Consider the following 23168-nt stretch of genomic DNA (forward strand, 5'->3'; position numbering starts at 1 on the left):
TTACCTTACAAAAGCTGCCGGAACGCCGCCGTCAATCGTCAGCATGCAGCCGGTTGTTTTCGCCGCCTTGGACGATGCAAAAAAGGCAACCCCTTCTGCGATATCCCGCGGATAAATATTGACCAGCAGCGTCGTGCGCTTGCGGTAATACTCCTCCAGTTGATCCGGCTCAATTCCATAAGCGGCAGCCCGTTCGTTCCGCCAATTGGAATTCCAAATCGCGGAGCCTTGCAAAATCGCATCCGGCAAAATCGTATTCACCCGAATGCCCAACTCCCCGCCTTCTGCCGCAATACAACGGGCTAAATGAGCCTCCAGTGCCTTGGCGGAGCTGTAGGCTGTGACGTTTTTGCCGGCATAAACAGAGTTTTTGGAGCCGATAAACACCATGCTTCCGCCAAGCCCCTGCTCCTTCATCAGCTTGAACGCTTCCCGCGCGACAAGAAAATACCCTGTTCCAAGCACCGACATATTCAAATTCCATTCCAGCAGCGACGTTTCGGTGAACGGACTGGACGTGGCCAAACCGGCATTGTTGACGATAATATCGACGCCGCCATAGGTCAAAGCCGTTTCGGCATAAGCAGCCGCGACCTGCTCCTCCTGCGTCACGTCCATTTTCACCGCCAGCGCCTGGTTCTCCCCGTATTTGGCGTTGATTTCGGCCGCAACCTTCTGCGCCCCTTCCAGATTGAGATCCGCCAGCACGACATGAGCCCCTTCTTCCGCCAGTCGCCGTGCCGTTTCACTTCCGATGCCGCCAGCGCCTCCAGTGATAAACGCAACCTTGCGCGAAAATTCGGCTTCCAACGGAGCCAGCGACAATTTGTACAGCTCGAGCGGCCAATATTCAACGTTGTAGGATTCGTTTTCGCTGAGGGATACGAACCGGCCAATCGCCGTCGCGCCTTTCATCACCGCGATCGCCCGATGATACAACGCCCCGCTGAGCTTGGAGTTCACCCAACTTTTTCCAGTGTTTAACATACCGATGCCAGGAATCAAAATCACACGCGGCGCTGCATCGAACATCACGTCATTCGCCTGCTTGTTGCGTTCAAAATAAGCCTGGTACTGCGCTTTGTACTCCGCGGTGCCTGCCTTCAGCTTCTCCTTCAAACCGGCGACATCGGCGGCATCCGGCTTCCAGTCGATGAACAAAGGCACCACCTTGGTATGCACCAAGTGATCGGGACAAGCGGCGCCAACCTGCGATAGCTCGCCTGCATCCCGACTGCAAACGAATTCGAGCACATCCGCCTCATCATCAAACGTCACGATGACCGGCTTCTCCCCACTGGCCAGCCCCCGAACCAGCGGCATGATCTCGGCAGCAATCGCCCGGCGTTGTTCAGCTTCCAACGGCTTGGCAGATTGCCCGCCAAATACGCGGCCTTCCTCGGCTTGAGCAGCGCTTTTTGCTTCAATATACGCTTCCGCTTCATTGATAATGGCTATCGTTTTGGCGTAGCACTCCTCCTGCGTTTCACCCCAGGTCACCAATCCATGCTTCTCCATCAGTACCAGCTCCGCATGGGGGTTGGCCAACACACCTTCGGCGATCATTTTGGACAACGTGAACCCTGGACGGATGTAGGGAACCCAGACGAAACGGTTGCCATAGATTTCCCGGGCAATGTCTTGGCCGTTGTCGGAGCAGCACAAGCTGATAATCGCATCCGGATGCGTATGGTCCACATGCTTAAACGGCAAAAATGCATGCAGCAGCGTTTCAATCGATGCCCGAGGGTGCTTGGCGTCGATCATGCAATTCGCCAGATAAGCCACCATCTCTTCATCTGTCATTTCCTCCCGCTCAAACAGCGGACGGATATCGTCCATGCGCAATCCGGTGAAATTGCCCGCTTTCATCGTCGCCAGATCCGAGCCGCTGCCCTTCACCCACATGACCTCGACGTCCCTGCCGCGGAAGTCCTTTTCGATTGTTTTGCTTGACGTGTTGCCGCCGCCCCAGTTGCATACCCGGCGATCTGCACCAAGCAGATTCGAACGGTAGACGAGCTGCTCCAAACCCGAGGATAAAACCGATGCTTTAGATGAGTCCCATAAGTGCTGTACCATAATCCCTTCGATTACCTCCATTTTGTTTTGTTTGGTTTTTTCTTTATTTTTGTTTGTTTTAATTTTAAACGATTTGGGTTGTTTTGGGTATAGCGCTTTCAAAAAAATTAACTTTGTTCTCTGCCTCTGTTGTCCCCCCATAGCCCCCTCTTTTGCACCATTATCCCTCTCGCTCAGGAGCTCTGGATTTCAGGGTCTCGGGAGGCTCAGTTTCCGAGAAGGAATCGTTGTTGGCCGCGAGGAACGGAGAATCGGCAGTAGATGACGGGGAACGTGGTATGGGCAACGGACAACGAGCAGCGGGTAACAGGCAACGAGCAATGGGCAACCAGCAGGGGGAAACGGGGAATGGGGAACGGAGCCCTGAGTTCTTCACCTGTCTAAACGGGATAATCGTTAAAAAGACCGGCAGCGAGTACCTCCTCCCCCACCCTCTCCCATCAAAAAAAAGAACTGATCCCCATAAGCAACTGAAGTGCTATAGGATCAGTTCTTCTTTCAACTTATTTTGCTTTTGCCGCCCACTTGGCCCCGCCCCGCAGCAGCTTTGCCACTTCTGGATGCTGGAACGAAGGCAGATGATGCCCCGGCATCAGGAACACCACTTTGCCAAGTCCATAAGAATGCGCCCAAGCCGCCGGCCATTCCTGGCCCTCATGGCGGTATGTGAGCAGCACCTTTTTGGCACAAAACGGATCAAATTCGAAGCGGTAAGGCTCCTCTGCCAGCGTAAACGGCTCGATTCCCTCCACAACCGGATGGCTTGCATTCCCAAAGTCAGCTGCCACCCCAAACTCCAGCTCTGTGTAAGGCGGATGCTCCGTAAATTTAGCGCCGATCAGTTGAGCCAGCTCCGGGCGCACCTGCAGCGAAATTCCGTTGTGCACGACAAGCAGACCGCCGCCGTTCGCTACGTAAGTGAGCAGTCCCGCCGCCTGCTCTGCGCTAACCGCCTCCTCCCAGCGGTCGGTGTACGAGATACAGAGGTCGTAGTTCTCCAGCGCGTCTCCAGCCAACTGGTCGTAGTCCAGGCTGACCGTCAGCTCGAAATCCTCCTTCAGGATCTGCTGTAACCGTTCCTGCACGGCATTTAGCGGATGATACGGCGCATCCGCGTTATTCCCGATCACCAAGGCTTGTTTCCGCACATGGCTCATCTCTTGTCTCCCCCTCCTTTTTTACCAAGCGTAAGCTTGAGGTGCTGCACCGCCTGGGCCTGGGAAAATTTCATCCAATCGCTTCATCACCGCTTCATCCAGCTTGATATCTACCACCCGGAGCGTATCTTGGAACTGTTCGAATGTACGCGGTCCGATGATCGGTGCAGTCATGGCCGGATGCGCCAGCGTCCAAGCCAACGCCACGTTCGCTTCGCTTTCGCCCAGTTCCCGGCAAAGCGCCGAAAACGCCTCAAGCTGCGAACGGAACTTCTCATAGCGGTTGTCGTTGGCCGTGCGCGAACCCTCCAGCTTCTTCGCTGCGTTGCCGCCCAGCAAGCCGCCTTCAAGCGGGCTCCAGGCCACGACGCCAATCCCGAGATGCTCCGCCGCCGGCAGCACCTCCAGCTCCGGTAATCGGCAGAGCAAATTATATTTATGCTGCTCCGAGACCAGGCCAAGCATATGGCGATTCTTCGCCTCATATTGCGCCTTCACCAAGTCCCAACCGGCAAAGTTGCTGGACCCGACATAACCGATTTTTCCTTGGACAATCGCAATTTGGAACGCTTCCCACAGTTCATCCCAGGATACGTTACGGTCAATGTGATGCATTTGGTACAGCTCGATATGGTCGGTTTGCAGCCGGCGCAGCGAGCCTTCCAGATGTCGGCGGATTTTGTAGGAAGACAACCCTGCCGGACTATTTGGACCATCCAAAGGATCGCTCATATCGCCATGGACTTTTGTCGCCAGCACGACTTTTTCCCGGCGTCCTCCCCCTTGGGCGAACCAGCGGCCAATGATTTCTTCAGTCTTTCCGGCGTTCTTGCCCCATCCGTAAATGTTGGCCGTATCGAAGAAGTTCACTCCCGCGTCCAGCGCCGCATCCATGATTCGGAACGCTTCCTTCTCGTCGGTGTTCACTCCGAAGTTCATCGTGCCCAGGCACAGCTTGCTTACTTTTAAACCGGAACGACCCAAATACGTATATTCCATTGCTGATTCCTCCATTTTTATAGAATAAGTTCACGAACGAAAAAAAGGCTCTAAACCTACCACGGCAAAACGTGTCCATCCACATCGAGGAATACGGGCTTCTCAAGAGGTTTGTCCTCCCGTTCCATCGCCTCGCGGATGATGCCCCACAGTTTGCCAGCGGATTGCTCCGGTGTGAGGGGAGCCGCGGCATCCTTCTCGCCGCGCATAAAGGTCTGCACCCAACCGGGATGCAGCACCAGCACTTGTCCTCCTTGCGCCTTTATGCCGTTGTGTACGACGTTCGAGTGCATATTCACCGCCGCCTTCGACATCGTATAAGCGAACCATCTGTCTCTGTAGCACTGGCCAACGCTGCCTGCTTCCGAGGAGATATTGGCGATCGTGCGACCGTTGCTGTTCAGGATCAGCCCGATTAATGCATTTGTCATACGCAGGCTTCCGAGCGCGTTCACGTTATATACCTGCAGCATTTCTTCAAAGTTCAGTTCGCCAAGCACCGTCGTTTCAATATCGCCCAAGATCGCCGCATTATTGATCAGCAGGTCGAGCGATTCCGTATGCTCCTTCACTTTGGCTGCTGCTGCCTGTACGCTGGCATCGCTGCCCACGTCCAGATCCACGAGGGTCAACTGTTCTCCGTACGCTGAAGCCAGCTCCGGCAACGCCTGTTCCTTGTGGTTAAATCTCCCGGCAAAGACTTGGTGCCCTTCCTCCAGCAGTTTGCGCACCAATTCCAGTCCGATGCCGTAATCAGCGCCGGTCACCAATGCCGTATACCTCATTGCCATCCACTCCTCTCCTTCGAAGCCCGCCCGTTCTTCCTGACAAGGCCGCAATCTCTTTTATTGTAAACGCTTTTATCCAACGATAAAAGAGGGCATGCCTTTCGGCAGCCCCCTGCGAGTATGAGCTTTACAATGTGACAACGCCTTTTTTCAGAATTAGGTTAGCGTATAACGCCTTCTCCCCGGTAGAGACGATCGCATACGCCTGTTTGGCCCGTTCGTAAAAAGCGAACCGCTCGACCTCTTCAAACGGCTGAGCCGCTGGATGGTGACGGCTTACGATCCTTCGGTACTCCTCCCAGATTGGTGTTTCCACCGGATCACCGGGCATCACCGCCATCAATGCGACCGGATGGTCCACGTAACTGTCGAGCGGGAACAACGGCAGGATCGCTTCCAGCAAATCGGGGATTCCGTGGCCGTCGCAACGGATCAATCGCTGGGCATGGCTTGCGGCTGGAAAATTGCCGTCAGCAAGCACAATCTCGTCCGAATGCCCCATCTCCATTAATATTTTTAGCAGTTCCGGCGAAAGCAGGCTGGATATGCCCTTTAACATGGGATCGACCTCCCCAGTCGTTCGAATCGCTCGTAAGCGGCAGCCCAGAGGGCTGTGCGCTTCTCGTTCTCCGGCTCTGTCTCTTGCTTCGGCTCATACACTTGAAACGGGAATGAAGCCTTCACCAATTCCAGGCCTTCTTGCAGGTCTTTAAGCCAGCCGCCGGTCCGCAGCTGGACCAGCAGGTTGCCGATCGCGCTGGCCTCCACCGGTCCCGCCCATACCGGACGGCCGATCGCCTCCGCAGTTAAGCGGCAGAGCAGTTCGTTTTGAATGCCGCCGCCCACCATATGCAGCCCGGCAAATCGAGAGCCGGTCAGCTCCTCGGCCTGCTCCAGCACCTGGCGGTAGCGGAGTGCCAGGCTCTCGAGGATGCAGCGGGCGAAGGCCCCCGGCGAATCCGGCACCGGCTGGCCGGTTTCCCGGCAATACGCCCGGATCTCTTCCGGCATGTCAGCCGGATTCATAAACCGCAGATCATCCGGATCGATCAAGCTGCGCAGCGGCTTGGCCCGTTCCGCCAATTCCACCAACTCGGCGAAGGTATAGGCTTCGCCGGCCTGCTCCCATTTGCGTTTACATTCCTGGAGGATCCATAGGCCCATGATGTTTTTGAGCAAATGGTAGGTGCCGTCTACGCCGCCCTCGTTGGAAAATTGCCGCTCCAGCACCGCCGGCGTCAGCAAGGGCTTCGCCATTTGCGTCCCCAACAGCGACCAGGTGCCGCTGACAAGGTAGGCGAACGCCGGCGAATCTGCCGGTACCGCCGCCGCTGCGGACTCCGTGTCGTGCGAGGCGACAGCGATTGTTTTGATCGGCGGCACATCAAGCTCGGCGCACACCTCCGCCGTCAGTTCCCCGATCACGGTCCCTGGGGGAACCGGATCGGGGAAGATCGTGCTTGGAATGCCCAGCTGCTCCATCAACGCGGAGTTCCACGCGCCCCGCCCCGGGTCGAACAGCCCCGTCGTGGTCGCCATCGTAAATTCGCAGACCCGCCGACCGGTCAGGAAATAGCTCAGCAGATCCGGCGTCAACAGCAGCGTTTCGGCCAAGTCGAGCTTGGGGGAGCCGGCTTTTTTCATGGCATATAGCTGATATAACGTGTTAAAAGGCATAAACTGCAGTCCGCTTTCGCGGAACAATCGCTCCGCACCAACCAGGGCGGATACCTCTTCGACCAACCCTTCGGTTTGACGATCCCGATAGTGGTATGGGATGCCTAACAGCTCGCCGTTTCGATCCAACAGGCCAAAATCGACGCCCCAGGTGTCGATGGCACAGCTCTCCGGCCGATATCCGGCCTGGAACGCTTTGCGAATGCCGGTTTTGATCTCCCGCAGCAGCATCGGCGTATCCCAATGCAGGTGCCCGCCGATCTGAACCGGAACGTTCGGGAAACGGTGGATCTCGGTGATGTGCAACTTCCGAACGCCGGGCGCATCAGCAGTGGCACCAGTAGAGTTATCCGGGCTTTCGGAACGGATTTCGCCAATGAATGCCCGGCCGCTGCTCGCGCCCAAGTCAAACGCGAGGACGCAAGGAACGTGTTGTTGTTCCGATGACATGCGTTTTCACCGTCCGATCACTTCATTTTTTGAAGCAGCGCAATCCGGTAGTCTTCGCTTTCAAGTGCGGCGATATCTGCGACCTCCTGATCCGTTAACGGGACAAGCGTTCCCGCCGCTTTCGCGCTTAAGTAAATTTTCGCGCTCTCCTCCACAACCTGGGTCCGGTAGTAGGCCTCCCGCAAATTTCGGCCTGTCGTCACCAGCCCATGGTTCCCCAGCAAAATCGAGCTCGCCTCATTCACCTTCTCGGCGACTGCGTTCGCCAGCAATTCCGTGGTTGGGATCAAATAAGGGATAAATGCCGTTCGGCCAACCAATGCGGCCTGGTCCGGGAACATGATCGGCAACTCCCGCTCAATCAGCGTAAAAGCGATGCAATGGGCCGGGTGCGTATGCACCATCGCTCCCATGTCAGGCTTTTGGCGGTAGCCGTAAAGATGCATCAGCACCTCGGACGACGGGCGCAGGCCGATATCGGTCACCTCCCCGGTTGGGATATCCACTTCGATCCACTGCTCAGGCTCGATCTCCTCCAGCGCGAAGCCGCTGGGCGACAAGTACATCTTGTCGCCGGCCCGGGCGCTGATGTTGCCGCCCGGCCCTACAACCAACCCGCTCGCTACGATTTTGCGGGCATATTTGCACAGTTCTTGGCGCGTTTCCATGTTTTGCATTGCGTTGTTCTCCTTTTTTTATGATGCTTGTATCTTGTATGCCGAGTAATGGTTTATTTGTATAACGGCCCAAACGCAGCACATGCCCGGAAGTCGGCGCTCTCCGCATCCTCGGTCCCGAACAGGCCCCAAACCCTTGGGCGAAACACCTTCTCCTTCGGCACGTTATGCATGCTGACCGGAATGCGCAGGATCGAGGCCAGCGTAATCAAGTCGGCGCCGATATGGCCATAGCTGATGACGCCGTGGTTTGCGCCCCAGTGGTCCATGACGTCGTAGACGCTGGTAAACGCGCCGCTGCCGGTCAGATTGGGTGCAAACCAGGTTGACGGCCACGTCGGGTCGGTCCGCTTGTCGAGCGTGTCATGCACATGCTCCGGCAGGTCCACCGAATAGCCCTCGGCGATTTGCAGCACCGGGCCAAGCCCTTTGACCAAGTTGAGCCGGGTCATCGTCATCGGCATGCCGCCGCGAGTCAAGTAGTCGGTGGAGAAACCGCCGCCCCGGAAATACTCCAGCGAAGCCGGCCGGAATTGCGTGGCCTGCAGCATGCGCCCGACCTCTTCCTCGCTGATCTCCCAGAACGGCTTGATGACAGGAGCGCCGTCTTTTATTTGCTCGCCGGTGCCGTCAAGCGCCGCCGAACCGGAGTTGATAAGGTGCAGGATGCCGAATGCTGCCCGGCCCTCCAGCTTATAGCCGGTCACCCGCTCCACGGATGCCGGGCTCCAGTACGTCCGCACATCGGCAAAAATTTGCGCCGTATTCGTCAGCAAATAGCCGAACAGCATGCCAACGCCGTTGAGGCTGTCATTTTCGGTTGCCACAATATATGGCGCACGCGTACCGTTCCAATCAAACGACGAGTTGAGAATCGTCTCCATGAAATCGCCGTTCGGGAAATGATCCGTCCACTGGCGTTGCCCCTGGAAGCCGGAGGCGATCGCATGATGGCCTTGCGCTTCCTCCTCGTAGCCCAATTCTGCGAGGCGCGGGTTGCCGATCATCAGGTCGCGCGTGATCAGCGTCATTTTGACGACCGTCTCCCATTCCAGGTCTTTCCGCTCCCGCGAGGTTTGCAAATGGGCCGGGTTATTGTCCGGACCTTCTTGGCAGTTCTGCTTCACCCAAGCCAGCGCCACTTGGTATTCCTCGGGATCGTAAATCCCTTCCTCCATCCGCCGTGTGAACTCGGTCATGTCGATATACTCGTTGCGCATCCCCAGATATTCCTGGAAAAAGGCATCGTTCACCATCGAACCGGCGATCCCCATCGACACCGAGCCCATCGACAGATACGCCCGATCACGCATCATCGCGGCCGCCAGTCCGCTGCGGGCAAAACGCAGCAGCTTCTCTTGCACGTCGGCTGGAATCCGGTCATCGCCTTCATCCTGCACATCCTCGCCGTAGATGCCAAAGGCCGGGAGCCCTTTTTGCGCATGGGCGGATAATACGGCGGCCAAATACACCGCTCCCGGTCGGCCAGTGCCGTTAAAGCCCCATACCGCCTTCGGGATCTGCGGATCGGTATCCATCGTTTCCGTGCCATAGCACCAGCACGGCGTTACGGTGATGGACACCCCGACCTCCGCCGCCTTGAATTTCTTCGCTGCTGCCGCCGCTTCGGCCACGCCGCCGATGCAGGTATCGGCAATCACGCATTCTACCGGTTGTCCGTTCGGATAACGGAGCTCCGCCTCTAGCAGCCGAGCCACCGCCTTGGCCAAGTTCATCGTTTGCTCCTCCAGGGATTCGCGTACCCCTCTTCGTCTGCCGTCAATCGTCGGACGAATGCCGATCTTCGGGAAACCGTCCCGCCATCTGTAACCGTTTTCAACCATAGCCAACCTGCCTCCTTGGACAATGAATTATAGTCCCATTCTATAGTTCACTCCGCCCGTTCGAGAACCTACTATTTTGCCCTCTTGCCCGCACAACATCGCAAAAAAGTGAACCTTCCCGCGTATCCGCATCTGCCTATTCCTAGAAAATCCTCCCATCCTGCCTCACATCCGCTATAATGGAGCTATCCAATGTTCGGGAGGAACCCATCGTGCCGAAAATCGAAATTCCTTATCGCAAAAGCGACCGTTTTCGTTTCAAAAAAACGCCCGAATTACTCTACGCCGGCCAGGTCGTCGACGAGCGCCGCTTCTACGCGCCGCCGCAGATCCACGACTATTGCGAGATCCTTTATATCGTCGAAGGCCGCGGGGAATTCCGCATCGGCGGCACAATCTATGAAGTGCATCCCGGGGATGTCGCTGTCTATAATGCGGGCGTCCCGCATGAAGAGCGTTCAATCAGCACTGAACCGTTTAAGGTCATTTACTGCGGCGTTGGCAACGTGCATATCGACGGCGTACCACCGGGACAGCTGCTGCCTGCCTCCGTCGACCCGGTCATCCCGTGCGAGAAATACGCCTACAAGGTGGAGAGCTACCTGTCAGAAATGCTCCAGGAATGCGACTCCCAAGTGCTCGGATACGAAACGCTTAGCAATAACCTGCTCATGTCGCTGATCACGCTTCTGTACCGGATCGTGGACGTGAAGCATCCGTTTGATCCGCTGAAGGACAAGAACGAAATTACCGTCCGCACCAAGCAGTTCATCGATAAGAACTACACCCGCAGCATCACGCTCAAAGAGATCGCCGATACCCTCTACGTGAGCCAGCACTATTTATCTCATCTCTTTAAAAAAGAACTCGGCGATTCCCCCGTCAACTACCTCATTAACCGCCGGATTGAAGAGGCCAAGCGCCTGCTCCGGGAAACCAATGCGCCGATTCACGAAGTCGCCGCCCGAGTGGGTTACGGGAACGACAAATATTTCTCCATGCTGTTCAAGAAGGTGACCGGCCAATCCCCCAGCACTTTCCGGGAAATGAAATAAAGCCTTGCAGCGATGGGCTGCAAGGCTTATTTTTCCAGTTTCAATGGGTGACCTCCAGTTTGAATGCCATATGCGAGACGGCCTCTGGCGATGCCGGGCGATAGGGATAAATGATTTCCACGCAGCCGTCCCGTTCCCGGACGATCGGCTGCGGAGCCGCAGCTTCCACATGGAGCGACAATCCGGGGAAAGATCAGGCCGAGGAGGTCACGCCCGCTGCGGTCACCGAAGGGCCGCACACCTCGAAATAGACATCAAGCGCCTTGCCGGTCTCCAAGGTCACCGAGGCGGTCAATTTGCCCAGCGAGGCTTCCGCATCAACGTAATAGCCGCGCAGATGGGTGTTCCAGCTGCTCTCCGGCTCCCGGCGGATCAACCGTAACGAGTAGCGGCCTCCATCATCGCTCCGCCAGTGCATCGTCGCCGGATGCAGTTGGCCGTTCGTATTCCGGCTGCCCGAACACGCGCCGATCATCAGGTTTCGCCCCAGCCATGCGGTTGCCGTGCACACGAAGCGGTTCTCGCCAGGTTTATCCCTTTCGCACAGCTCGCGATATTGCCGGATCACCATCCGCTCCTCCGGCTCACCAATCAGCTTCGGCTTTACATGCTCCGGCACATCCACGCCAACCAGCGCGATCATCGGATCATGCCCCGTCTCACAATTGACCGCGGCCAGATGCTTCAACCGCTCGCCAAACGCCAGGTACAAGAACACTCCCATCGAGCTGTGGGCGGTCATCTCCATCTCGTAGGCACGGGCATAGGGGCCAGCCATATTTTCCAAGCCCGGGTGATAAAATAACGCAATCGTCTCCCACAAAGCCTGTTCAATCGTATGTCCTATCGCTTTGAAACGATCGGTTCGAGCAAATTTACGGATTAAGCCGAGCACGGTGAGGTCGACTCCGTAATAGGTGGTCGAATTAAACTCCGCGAGAGTGTTGAATTCGGCGAATTCCTCAAGGAACCGATCGGCTTCATGGTCAGCATGACGAATCCACGCTTCATTGCCATAACGATACCCGTAATAATGGGTGATAAACAGATGCATCAGCTCGATGTTCGTATTCATCGGCACCGCATCCGACAGCCTGCGGTCGATGGAGCCGGTGACGGCTTTGATCATCGCTTCATCCATGCGCCGGACCAGCTCCCGGGGGAGCCAGGGCTCGAAATGCTCCAAAATCACCGCAAACGCGCAGGCGATAAACTCCCGCCAGTTCGGGTCATAGCTCCTCCAGACTGGGGGAATGACCCGATCGGCGGCCCTCGCCAAGGCTTCCTCCACGTCCTTCCTTCTTACGTTTTTTCTCCCCTCGCATTCTGCGCCAAGCTCCTCGGCCAGATGATCAGAGATCTTCTCCAACATGCTTGTAACGTAGTACGCGAAGCCCGGCCCGAAGCGCTTCCACGGATAACCGCCCCGGGGAGGGTCCGCAGCCTGCGGGGAGGTTTTAAACGTGCCGTGAAAAATTTCGTCCGGCGCATCGAATTGCAGGTTCAACACCTCATCCAAAACGGCGCAGGCACGTTCCACATCTCCTTCACCGTTCCGGATCAACAAACCGACAGCGTAGTGCGCACTGCCGCGGGTCGAATGCCACTCGCTCCGCCCGTCCTCCGCATTTCGCAGCATGTGTTTTGCCTCGTCATAATGACGATCCATCTCCTCCATCGCCTGCTTCACCAAAAACACTTGCTCCGGTGTCATTTGCTCCAGCATGCTGCTCGCCATCTTTCATCTTCCTTCCTTGCTAGACCTCAGGGCCTTCAACCGCAACACTTCCACAGCAGCCAGCATCATAATGCCGATGCCGTGATTGTCGTTTCGAACCGTCCGCAGATCCTCCATATAATAATCCGGAGAGAAGGAATACCGGGAACCGCTGCAAACGCCATGTACATTGCCCTGGCGGTCAATCACCTGCGCGGCGAGCCCTCTCCAGCCTTTAAGCGCCGCCTCGATGTAAGGCCCCTCACGATCAAGCCAACCGAAGCGGACGCCACGTGAAAAGGCATAAACGAACATCGCGGTACAGGAAGCCTCCAAATACGCATCTGGCCGATTGAGGACCTGGTGCCATAACCCGGAATCGGATTGAAGTGCGGCAATGCCTTGGCTTAATTCACGGAACATCGTCAGCAGCTCCTCCCGATCCTCATGCGTTTCGGGCAGCCGCTCCAGCAGCTCGCTTAACGAAAACAGTACCCAGCCATTCCCCCGCCCCCAAGGGATTAGGGTTGGTTGGCCGTATTTAAAATCATAAACATGGGACATGACCTGCTGATCGCTCATATACAAATAACGCTTAAACCGTAAAAACTGCTTCGCCGCTTCATTGATGGCGTCAGCCTCACCCGTCACCATCGAATAACGGGTGAGAAACGGGGCGCTCATATACAAATCGTCCGCCCACATCGTATCGGCCGAATATTCTCCTTCACAACGCCGGTAAAAAGCTCCGTCCTCCCGCCGCTCCAGCCGATGCAGCATAAAATCGGCGATCGTGTCCGCAATCTTGCGGAACTCGGCCTGCTCCGCTCCATCCAGATAAGCCTCCAGCATCGCGGATCCAAAGGATCCGCAATTATCGAGCATCCGCAGCAACACGAGCTGATGGTTGATCCCCGGAAAACCGTACTCCTCCCGGTCCCATAACGAGTATTCATACATTTCTGTGCAACTGGAAATATGGGAGAGTGCATACTGCCGGATGTCCGGGCGGTTCAATTCCTTCGCCGTGCGAAGCAAACCGTACATCGTCACGCCCAGCGGATAATCCCAGCGTCCGAAATTAGTTGCCCCTTCGGTCGTCCACTTATTGCTTAACATCGCATTCTCGTAAAAAGGCCGGACGCGCGTCTCCGGAGCATCCACCGCCCAGTAAATACAGCCGCCTAAGCCGTCCAACGGTTTCTTGAGCGTACGGACCTCTTGCGGCTTTAGCATCCTTTCCGCCGGAAGGGGGCCCAGGTACAACCACGTGCCAGGATTTCCATGAACCTTCACCGGTTCAGTGAAAGCCAGCGGCTTCCCACCGGCTTCCGCTGCCAGCTCGAAGCCCCAGCCTTCTTTTGCGTTTTCCGTTCGCACCACGATCTGCCGAACTCCCGGCTGAACCTCGGTTTGAACATGGAACGGTCCGCCGCCCGTAACCGTGGTGGCAAGACTATCATCCACCCAGATGTGCGTCGTTCCCCGAACGGTTCCGCTCAGCTCGATGCGATCGGCGGAGGCCGGGATACGGACCGAGCTCCAGGCATAAGCCGCTGCAGGCTGAGCCGGATTGCCACAGATTCGTTCCAGATTCGGCAGTCCTTGTGATTGTTCCGGCCATTTTACTGCCGGAAACCATTTCAACCCAGTCGCCGCTTCAGATCCTTGCCAATCCGGATAAGCCTGGCCTTGGTCGCTTCCACCGAAGCAGGCCGTCTTCACCGGCTCGGAATACACCCAGCCAGCACTCCCCTGCCGGTCGGCAAACGGGGCTAAGACCTGCAGAATCCGTACCTTCGCTTCATCGGCCCCGAACCGGCAGCCGAAGCCGGAGGGAGTTTTTCGCGCCTCGATCAGCAGTGTGTTCCAGCCCGAGGTGAATACGAGCGGCACCTTAATTCGCGCCTTGGGGTCGAGTTCGTCAACAACCGTAGAACGGTATTCCAACTTCTCGTTTACGAACAGCCGCACCGGCCCCAACGGCTCCAAGACACCGTCGATCGCCCGCTCCCCGTCACTCCAGACCAGCCCGTACGCATAGACGTAATCACCATCCTCCGCATGCGGAAGCTTGGCGGGAAAGTCCATGTCATACAAGCCCTCTGCCGTCTGCAAAATTCCCGTTTTGGAGAAAGTGCGCAGCGCAAACGGGATCGGCGGATTCGCCCCGATATACCTTGCGGCGATCACTTCCAAAATCCGTTCGTCTTCGTCACCGAACCAATAATAGGAACTCTCCCGATCCTCGATATATTCGCCCAAGTTGATGTCTCCTTCCCTTCTATCCATAGCCATGTCTTTGTTTAGTGTGACAGCTTGAGTTCAAACGTCCGGTCATAAGGCGTCAACAGGTTGACGACGAGTGCCCGGCAATTGACGGGAACTCCGGTGTTATTTAGCCCCGCGGCCTTATGCTCCATCACGCCGCCATTTAGCTCAATCCAATCCTCACCGGATGATAAGCGGACCTTGCCTTGCTTCCAGAACAACATGCCGTTTTCCGCTTGTTCCACCGCCTCGCCGCCCGTCATCTCGGTTTCCTGGCCAAAGAGGAACGTAAGCTGCGTCAAAATCGGCTCCTCGCGAGCGCATTGAACGCGAAGGCTCCATCCCTCCGCGGTCTCCAAGACCTCGACTTCGACCCGATGCTGCTGCTCATGGGTAACTTCCCGCCGATGATGGGGCAGCAAATACCAGGGACTCACCGGCCCTCTAGCCGTTTCGGGCAAGAGCTCCTTCGCAACAGGGGCATAGTATCCCTTTCGTTCCGTTGCAGTTAAACGGTAGCCTGACTTTGCCCTTAGCCCTCGCTCCTGCTCATTCTCCTGCGCCTTACCTTGTCCCTGCACGTTCCTCTGCTCCTGTATCTCCTCAGCCGCCTGCTTCTTCAACAGTCCCTCCCCTTGCTTCTGCGACTGCTCCTGGCTTTTTCCCTGCTCTAGCTCCAGTTCCTCCATCTGCTCCAGTTTCACGTACCCTGGCGCAAACGCAGATGCAAGCTGCACCGCCAGCAGCCGCACGTTGCCGTGTCGCAAGGCAAAGAAGGAATTCGCTTCCGCCATCACGGTTGCACTCGTTTTCCCGTGACGATGCCGAGCGATCGGCGCGCCGAAATCGGGATGCAGCTTGCTGTGATAAATACGCCCGTGATGCCCGGCCGCCTCCATACCGCTTAAATAGTGTTCACGCGGAAAACTGCGGTTGAGAACGACCCGATAGTCTTCCGGCAAAGGGACAGGCGGGACCGCCGGCTGACGGAGCTCAGGATAACGAAGCAATCCCAGAAGCGCATGGTTCGGCAAGCCGCCCGGATGCCTTAGCGAACGGCCGGCCAACTCGGCGATGGCCTCGAAGAGCGGGTCTTTGTCGCGGTACGCGAGCCATTTGGCGGCGAGGAAATACCCGCTTAAATCAAACGGACTGCCAAAATCCTGGCGTCCGGAATAATCCGTGACCACCTCTCCATCCGGGTGGATCAAGTACGCCATCATCCGCAGGTTGCGGCGGACCGGTTCGAGCAGCTCGGGAAGCTCCAATTGCTCGGCGGCAAAAATCAAGACGATGTCGCTGACCGCGTTATAGATCCCGTTGCTGCGCTCGGTCCACTCGCCGTCCTGCGTGCAGTCGATTCCTTCCGCGAGCCACGCTTCCGCCCGCTCCTTCAGCTCCGACCGTCCGGTCAGCTTGTACATGAACCCTAACGCCGAGCACAATACCCACCGATGATTTGGCGTATGGCATCCGCCCGTCAGGAGCACCGGAATCGTCCGCTCCAGGAAGAGGCGAATATCCTCTGCCGCTTTACGAAGCGGGGCATATTCGGCCGCATGAGTACATAGCAGCTCATAGACCTGCGCAAGTCCGCTCACCACAAAAGCGGTGTCGGGCGGCGAATGCAGATTGGTCCAGGGCGGCGAAATCGAGCCGTCGGCATGCTGCGACCGCAGCATAAACTGCGCCGCCAGCTCCAAACGCTTTAGCAGCGTCTCCTCGTGATAAAACCGAGAATCCTCGTTCACCAGAGCGCATGCCCAGATGGCCATATCCTTTGGCGTTCCGCCGTGGCTCGGCCAGGCGATCCCGTTTGCCGGGTCGATCACCCCGCCATAAAATCGGCTGGCCGGATCAAGAACCTGCTGCTCCACCGCCGCTTGCGCAAACTCGTCGTTCATGGACACCAGCTTGTCGTAGATTTCCATTTCCAACCCACCTCCCCCTTCCGCGCTGCCACAGCATCGTAAGATCTAACCGTTCCCGTTACCCCTTCACCGCGCCAAGCATAACGCCGCTGACGAAATAACGCTGCAGCCACGGGTATACGAGCAGGATGGGGATCGTCGCGAACATCACGCTCGCGGACTTCAAGCCTTCCGAAACGAGCTTCGTCACCGCACCAGCGCCTTCCGCCGCCAGCAGATCGGAAATCATGTTGTTTTGGATCATCTGATACAGCTTTAATTGCAGCGGGTACAACTCCGGGCTGTTAATGTACATCAACGTATCCTGAAATCCGTTCCAACGTCCAACTGCATAGAACAAGCTCAGCGTCGCAATCACCGGAAGCGACAGCGGCAGGATGATATGGATCAGGGTGCGAAAATGGCTGCTGCCATCGATCTCCGCCGATTCCTCCAAACCTTCCGGAATGTTGTTAAAGAAAGTGATCAGGATGATCAAGTAAAATGGATTAATGAGTCCTGGAAGCACCAGCGCCCAGATCGAATCCAACAGGTTCAAGCTGCGAACCAAAATATATTCCGGGATGATCCCCCCGCTGAAGAACATCGTGATCACGACGACCGTCATAAAGAATCTACGGCCTCTCAGCTTCCGCTTGGACAACGGGTATCCGGCGGCAATCGTCATCAGCATGCAAAGCAGCGTATACAAAACCGTCAACAGCACCGTAAATCCCAAAGAGCGGATCATCGACGGATCGGTGAATACTTGTTTGTAGGAATCAAACGTCAGTTCAACCGGGAGCAAGCTGACCTTCCCGGACAGAATCGGCCCTGCTGAGCTTAAAGAAACGGCGAGAATATGAATAAATGGAGCAAGACACAGCAACGTGGCGACAGCAATCACGACAAAATTGACAACATCGAACACACGATTAGCGGTTTGTTCTTTCACGTCCGTCCGCTCCTTTCATCAACGTGCATACCTCCTAAACCTCCCTATACTTCCTATATGATCCCTTCATCGGTAAGCTTCTTGGAAATATGGTTGGCCGACAGCACCATCACCAGCCCAACAACGGCCTGGAACAAGCCAACTACCGTGGCGATCGTGTACTGTCCAGACTGCAGCCCAACGCGGTAAACGAACGTACTGAGTACATCGGAATACTCGCGAACGGCAAGATTGCCGATCACATATGGCCGATCAAAGCCAATCGTAATCAAATGGCCCAAGTTAATGATTAGCAGCATCACGATGGTGGATTTTAATCCGGGAAGTGTGATATGCCAGATTCGTTTCAATCTACCGGCTCCATCAATGCTGGCCGCTTCGAACAGCTCTTTGTTGATGCCCGTGAGCGCCGCCAAATAGATGATCGTCCCCCAGCCTGCACTTTGCCACATGCCGATAAGCAAATAAGTCACCAGCCAGATATTCTTCTCCGTAAGAAAAGGAACCGCCTCAAATCCCATCGAGGTGATCACATTGTTGATCAACCCGGACTGCGTCCCGAACACCTGCGCGGCAATCCCGCCAATGATCACCCAGGAGATAAAATGCGGGATGTAAAGAATCGTTTGCGACAGCTTTTTAAACCATTGAATCTGCATTTCGTAGAGCAGTATGGCCAGAATGAGCGGGGCCGGGAAAGAAACGAGCAAATCCAAGAAATTCAGCATCAGCGTATTGCGAAGCGTCAGATAGAAGTCCCGCATCCCAAACACTTCCCGGAACGCCTCAAACCCAATCCATTTGCTGCCCCCGATCCCTTGGAAGAAGTTAAAATCCTTAAATGCAATCTGAATCCCGTACATCGGGCCATATCGGAAAATCACAAAATAAGCGAGCGGCAGCGCAAGCAACGCGTATAACTGCCAATATCTGCGGATATAAACTTTCCAGCTCACAGCGGTCCCCTCCCTGATGCGTTAGGCTGCCTGCGGGGTGAGGCACACCCCATCCCCGCAATGACCCAACTTGATTTATTTGGATTGCATTTCTTTGTAGACAGCTGTGCGCTCATCAAGGATCGCTTGGCCTCCGCTGGCCATGTAGTCCTTCATCATCGTTTCGTATACGCTTTCAAATTGCTCCGGCTTTGCCATCGTCACCTTCACGAGCATTTCGTGGAACTTCTCCTGCAACGTGGTCCCGTATTTCGTCTGCGCTTCAATCGGTTTACTCATCACGACCGGCTTAATCAGATCCGTATTGGCGATCGCTTGAGCCTCCGCAACATCCTTCTGATATCTTGTCGGGAATTGCATCGCCCGAGCTTTCAGGTTTAATTCATCGCTGCCCAGCTGCTTGCCGTTGGAGATAATCGCCATATCGCCGCTGTTATACAAGCGGTTTAACGCTTCCTCGGTTTGATTCTCTATAGCAACCGGAACACCGTCGACCATGGTGTAGTTCTCGCCTTCGATGCCGTTTTGCATATGGAACAGGTGGTCATCCGAAGCCATCCACTCCAAATATTTGATCGCTTCCACGGCACGTTCGCTTGATTTCGGAATCATAATGTACATGCCGTTCGGGTTGTACATCGGTTTGGCATGCTTGCCTTCAGAGTTCGTGAAGACGTCTACCGACTTGAGAATGGCGCCGGGAACGTTTTTCTGGAGTGTGGCGTAGGAGCCGTTTTCATAGAATGGATTCACATCGTCCTCGCTGAAAAAACCAACTTTCCCCGAGGATACGTCCTCGCCTAGTTTTTTCTTGTCCGTATCCAGCGCGAAGTCCTTGCTGATTAAGCCTTCATTGTAGAGTTTATTCATAAATTGCAGGCCGTTCTTAAAGCCTGGCAGCAGCGTCGGATAATCATTGGAGCCCAGCGTTTGGGTCAAGGTATAGGTTTGTTCTTCGGTTAATGGTTCGATAAAGGACCAGAGAAGGGGTTCATATTGAGCGTTGGCTACGGTCATGGCCATTGGGATGACTTGACCGCCCGTTTCTCCGGGATCCTTCTCCTTAAAGGCCTTCAGCACATTGTATAACTCCTCTGTGGTTTGAGGTACGGGCAGTCCCAGCTTATCAAGCCAATCCTGACGGATGAAGGAAGCATATTTGCCCAGCTGCGTACGTTTGGCAGGAACTGCATATTGCGTGCCTTCATACCGGCCGTATTGCAAGATTTCTTCGCCGAGGAAAGCCGTTAAATTAGGGGCATATTGTTCAAGAAGCGGAGCCAGATCGGTCAAGCCGCCCTGGGAGGCATAACGATTAAACGTGTTGGTGTCATACGTGAACACAATGTCCGGTACGTCGCTGCCGCTCGCCATCAGGACGTTCAGCTTCTCGACTTCTTCGGAACGGGGAATCGGTACAAATTCTACATCGATGTTATTCGGATCTCCGAAGCTCTCCTGTACGTATCTCGTCAAGTAGTTATCGGTAATCGTTGATCCGGCCGGCGAGTTACCCCGATCGAACACCTCAACCTTCAGCGTGACCCTCTTGCCGTTCGATTCGCCCGATTGCGAAGCACCGCTGGGATCATTGGATTTCGAATTCGACGAAGACGAACAGGCTGTAAACAACAAGGAAGTAATCAAAATAACCGTAGTGATAGCCAACCCTGATCTTTTTTTGTTCCTCATCTTTCTTCATCCCCTCTTCGAATAGATGTATCCTCTGATCGGAAGACGCAAGACGTGAATTCGCGGATTCGCACTTTTTCACTGCGGCTGCCGCCCCCGTCCAGATTGACCCAAGTATGCCATGGCTCGGATGGGGCAGCAATAAACTAGTTTCGGGCGGATAAACCGCCATCCAAATATCCAGATTACGGAAAAATAAAGCAAATTCCCGCAATAAACTTATTTCGCTATATCTCGGAATGCCGGGACTTCGCAGGTTTGAGCTTGAGCCTTCTGTAATCGCCTGGCGTCACGCCAACAACCCTTTTGAATACGCGTCCGAAGGTAATCGAGTTCGCATACCCTACGCGAGTGGAGATGTTTTGGATCGTCTCGTCGGTCTCGGCCAGCAGCTCCTGAGCCCGCTCCATGCGCAGCTGAACGATAAAGTCAACAAATTTCATGTTGAATTCTTCCTTAAACAAATAGCTCGCGTACTTCGCCGAAATATGAAAACGATCGCTGATATGTTTTAAGGAGAGATCCGGGTTTTCAAAGTTCTCCTCGATATAGGTTTTGAGCTCGCCCACCATCGCACGGTGGTTTTTGGTTTCGCTGTGTGCCACATATAAACGGTACAGCCCGGTTAAGTAATCAGAATATAACGATTTTATCTGTTCTAGGGTGCCGGCCATTTTCACGTCATTTTGCAGTTTCTCCATCTCTGGGCCGTGAAAATAGTCGCGAAGCTCTCCGGAAAGGGACGCCAACTCGTACCCCAGCATATCGATCAGCATCTGCAGCAGCATCCGGATATCCTCGTCCTTCAGGCAATCGCTTGCCATCTGCTCGAACCACTGATCCAGACGCATACGCCATTCGCCGTCCAAGTGCCGGATATCGCGCACCAGCTCGGAAATCATCATCACATCCTTATGCCATCTGCGGTCGGCAGGCTGCGGCAGATCTTCACTCAGGAGGATCGCCTCCTGACCAAACGACAGCTTGTGCTGTAAGACGTCAAGCGCCGCTTTGTAGGATCGGTCGATTCGTTGCCAATCGCGCTCGACATGACCGGCACAGAATCGCAAGGAAAAGCGCAGATGCTGCTCGACCCAGGCCTTCCCTTTGTCCGCAAACCCGCGGATGGCCTGCGCCGCCGATTCATGGGTTTGGTCAACGCCCACGATCATGCCCAATCGATCCTCAGTGATCCATTCCGCCCAGCCGTAGAGCCCATCGATTTGCGCCAGCTCCTGGAGAACGTTTGTGAGTGCAAACTTGAGAGTATGCTGATCCCGTTCGGAGAACGAGCTGCGAAAGTCAGGGTAGTTGCTAATTTCCACGAGGACAAATGCCAATTGGAGCGGCTCCTCCTTCGGCTGCACGCCCAGCTTCTTCAGACGATCCCCCAGCATGTCCGGGGTCTCGCCTTGCATCAGGTCATAAAACAGCTGGCGGCGGCTAATCAACAGATTCTCGCGCTGCTGCTTCTCGTAATCCGCGGCTTGCCGAATTAAATCCTCCAGCGCCTGGTCGATCATGGACAGCTCATCCATTTTTAATCCAAGCTCGTCCTCACGCTGCCGCAGTGATTCGATGCGGCCTACCATCGCTCGGATCGGTTGATAATTTTTTCGGGTAATAAAAATCAAATACACCAGGGCGGCAACCACCGTCCCAATCCCAAGCACAACCCAGATATAAGAGATAAAGGAGACCCACGTAAACAGCTGCCCGGCGGCAAGGCCGCTCTCGAACTGCCATCCGAGCACCTCCGATGTTACCCGATTCACAACGCGGCTCTTCTCTCCCTGCGGCATGTCGGCGGAACGCGTGGAGAACAGCAGCTCGCCGGACGCATCGCGAACATCCAGAAAGGAGACTTCGCTATCATTCATGGAGCGGATCATTCGCTCAATTGCATACATATCGAGATTAATGACGACCAGCCCATCATCACCGAAAGGAAGAGGCTCTCGCTTGTAACTGGAAATCACCCGCTTCCCCTGATCCGAGCTGAACTCCCGGTAGCTGCGGATCGGCGACCAGCTACGATCCTCCAGCTTCGTTAAGGCTGCTTCGACGAAAGCGCGGTCGGCAAACGTATCTAAATCCATCAGCCCGCTGCGCGTTAGCACTTTTCGATCTTTTATCCGGAAAATATAAATGGATTCGATCAGGCTGTCCCGAGAAGCCATTTCGCGGATGCTGGCCGCTACATCCAAGATAATCTGGCTGTCTTGTTCGGTCAGCGCCACGTTTAGGAAATCCTCGTACCGTTTGTTTTTTTCGACTTCCTCCAGCACGTCCATTTCGATGCCTTTCAGCGAGCTGGTCAGCCGCCCTACCACATAATCCGTTGTGATCCGGTCGGCCTTGACCGTCTGCTTGTACGAGATATCGCTAACGATAATCACGAAGATAAAAAACAACACCGCCACCGTGATCAAAAAGATGGGAAAGTACGATAACAGCATCCGTCGGTACCAATTTCCTCTCATTTCACCACTCCCACATCGAATGCATTTTCGTCGTTTCATGAAAGAAAGCGCTTTCTTAAGTATTGTATGGACAGCCATTGGCGAAGTCAACGAATAGATGGAAGTAGGGAGGATTTTTTGTTGAAGGCAGGGCGGTTGTCGAGGGGGTATAGGTGGGTTTCGGGTTGCCTTTTGCATCATTATCCCTTTTGTTAAGGGAGCAGGTTGGGTAAGGCAATATGAAGGATATGTAGCTGCGGAGTTAGGAGATGCAGAGGTACAGAAGTGCGGAGAAATGGAAGCACGGAAGCATCGGAGGTATGGAGGTATGGGGGTATGCCAGGTATGGAGGTACCAACTGACGGATCAAACGGGATAATGGTGTAAAAGGCGCCAAAAACAGGAGGGAGCCAGAAATTAATACAGCGCGAGCATCCTGACTGACACCTTGGACTCTCGCGCTGTGGCTTATGAAC

General features: G+C 55.3%; 17 protein-coding genes. 1 reads left to right on the top strand and 16 read right to left on the bottom strand.

Going from position 1 to position 23168, the window contains the following annotated elements; all coding sequences use genetic code 11:
* The 8 genes from NSQ80_RS14945 to NSQ80_RS14980 form a co-directional block, all read right to left on the bottom strand.
* On the bottom strand, positions 1–2082 hold the full coding sequence (locus tag NSQ80_RS14945) for a bifunctional aldolase/short-chain dehydrogenase (protein ID WP_339299663.1): 2082 nt from the start codon (positions 2080–2082) through the stop codon (positions 1–3).
* 503 nt (positions 2083–2585) lie between these two features.
* Positions 2586–3239, bottom strand: a complete 654-nt coding sequence (locus NSQ80_RS14950; protein WP_009224236.1) for a ThuA domain-containing protein — start codon at positions 3237–3239, stop codon at positions 2586–2588.
* Positions 3240–3260: 21 nt separating this feature from the next.
* Positions 3261–4238 carry an aldo/keto reductase gene (locus tag NSQ80_RS14955; RefSeq protein ID WP_323077225.1) on the bottom strand — a complete coding sequence of 326 codons (978 nt, stop codon included), beginning with the start codon at positions 4236–4238 and terminating at the stop codon, positions 3261–3263.
* A gap of 56 nt (positions 4239–4294) precedes the next feature.
* Positions 4295–5029: an SDR family NAD(P)-dependent oxidoreductase gene (locus tag NSQ80_RS14960; RefSeq protein ID WP_323077227.1), complete on the bottom strand. Its 735-nt coding sequence runs from the start codon at positions 5027–5029 to the stop codon at positions 4295–4297.
* Between the two features lie 124 nt (positions 5030–5153).
* Positions 5154–5585, bottom strand: a complete 432-nt coding sequence (fucU, locus tag NSQ80_RS14965) for an L-fucose mutarotase (protein ID WP_009224239.1) — start codon at positions 5583–5585, stop codon at positions 5154–5156.
* Positions 5579–7153 (bottom strand): rhamnulokinase family protein, encoded by a 1575-nt coding sequence (locus NSQ80_RS14970; RefSeq protein WP_339299666.1) that lies wholly within the window; start codon positions 7151–7153, stop codon positions 5579–5581. The genes fucU and NSQ80_RS14970 overlap by 7 nt, the downstream gene beginning before the upstream one ends.
* 17 nt (positions 7154–7170) lie before the next feature.
* Positions 7171–7830, bottom strand: a complete 660-nt coding sequence (locus NSQ80_RS14975; protein WP_323077231.1) for a class II aldolase/adducin family protein — start codon at positions 7828–7830, stop codon at positions 7171–7173.
* A 53-nt stretch (positions 7831–7883) separates the two neighbouring features.
* Positions 7884–9674, bottom strand: a complete 1791-nt coding sequence (locus tag NSQ80_RS14980) for an L-fucose isomerase (RefSeq protein ID WP_339299668.1) — start codon at positions 9672–9674, stop codon at positions 7884–7886.
* Positions 9675–9886: 212 nt separating this feature from the next.
* Between NSQ80_RS14980 and NSQ80_RS14985 the strand changes: the two genes are divergently transcribed.
* The gene (locus tag NSQ80_RS14985) at positions 9887–10729 is read left to right on the top strand and encodes an AraC family transcriptional regulator (protein WP_260070988.1); all 843 of its coding nucleotides are present in this window, start codon (positions 9887–9889) and stop codon (positions 10727–10729) included.
* A 40-nt stretch (positions 10730–10769) separates the two neighbouring features.
* Here the strand turns inward: NSQ80_RS14985 and NSQ80_RS14990 are convergent, their stop codons facing one another.
* The 8 genes from NSQ80_RS14990 to NSQ80_RS15025 all read right to left on the bottom strand — a co-directional run bounded on the left by NSQ80_RS14990 (position 10770) and on the right by NSQ80_RS15025 (position 22713).
* The gene (locus NSQ80_RS14990; RefSeq protein WP_339299670.1) at positions 10770–10898 is read right to left on the bottom strand and encodes a hypothetical protein; all 129 of its coding nucleotides are present in this window, start codon (positions 10896–10898) and stop codon (positions 10770–10772) included.
* A 24-nt stretch (positions 10899–10922) separates the two neighbouring features.
* Positions 10923–12467 carry a hypothetical protein gene (locus tag NSQ80_RS14995; RefSeq protein WP_339299672.1) on the bottom strand — a complete coding sequence of 515 codons (1545 nt, stop codon included), beginning with the start codon at positions 12465–12467 and terminating at the stop codon, positions 10923–10925.
* A gap of 3 nt (positions 12468–12470) precedes the next feature.
* Positions 12471–14711 (bottom strand): glycoside hydrolase family 88 protein, encoded by a 2241-nt coding sequence (locus NSQ80_RS15000; protein WP_339299674.1) that lies wholly within the window; start codon positions 14709–14711, stop codon positions 12471–12473.
* Between the two features lie 41 nt (positions 14712–14752).
* Positions 14753–16648: a hypothetical protein gene (locus NSQ80_RS15005; RefSeq protein WP_339302175.1), complete on the bottom strand. Its 1896-nt coding sequence runs from the start codon at positions 16646–16648 to the stop codon at positions 14753–14755.
* 58 nt (positions 16649–16706) lie between these two features.
* Positions 16707–17582: a carbohydrate ABC transporter permease gene (locus NSQ80_RS15010; protein WP_260070985.1), complete on the bottom strand. Its 876-nt coding sequence runs from the start codon at positions 17580–17582 to the stop codon at positions 16707–16709.
* Positions 17583–17635: 53 nt separating this feature from the next.
* Entirely contained in the window at positions 17636–18538 is a 903-nt protein-coding gene (locus tag NSQ80_RS15015) for an ABC transporter permease subunit (protein ID WP_323077238.1), read from the bottom strand.
* 75 nt (positions 18539–18613) lie between these two features.
* A complete protein-coding gene (locus NSQ80_RS15020) occupies positions 18614–20230 on the bottom strand; it encodes an extracellular solute-binding protein (RefSeq protein WP_339299677.1) in 1617 nt (538 codons plus the stop codon).
* Positions 20231–20457: 227 nt separating this feature from the next.
* Positions 20458–22713, bottom strand: coding sequence for an AraC family transcriptional regulator (locus tag NSQ80_RS15025; RefSeq protein WP_339299679.1), 2256 nt, complete (start codon positions 22711–22713; stop codon positions 20458–20460).
* Positions 22714–23168 lie beyond the last annotated feature (455 nt).

Origin of the sequence: Paenibacillus sp. FSL K6-2441 (assembly GCF_037964765.1) — a bacterium.
In the GTDB taxonomy this organism is placed as follows: Bacteria; Bacillota; Bacilli; order Paenibacillales; family Paenibacillaceae; genus Fontibacillus; species Fontibacillus phoenicis.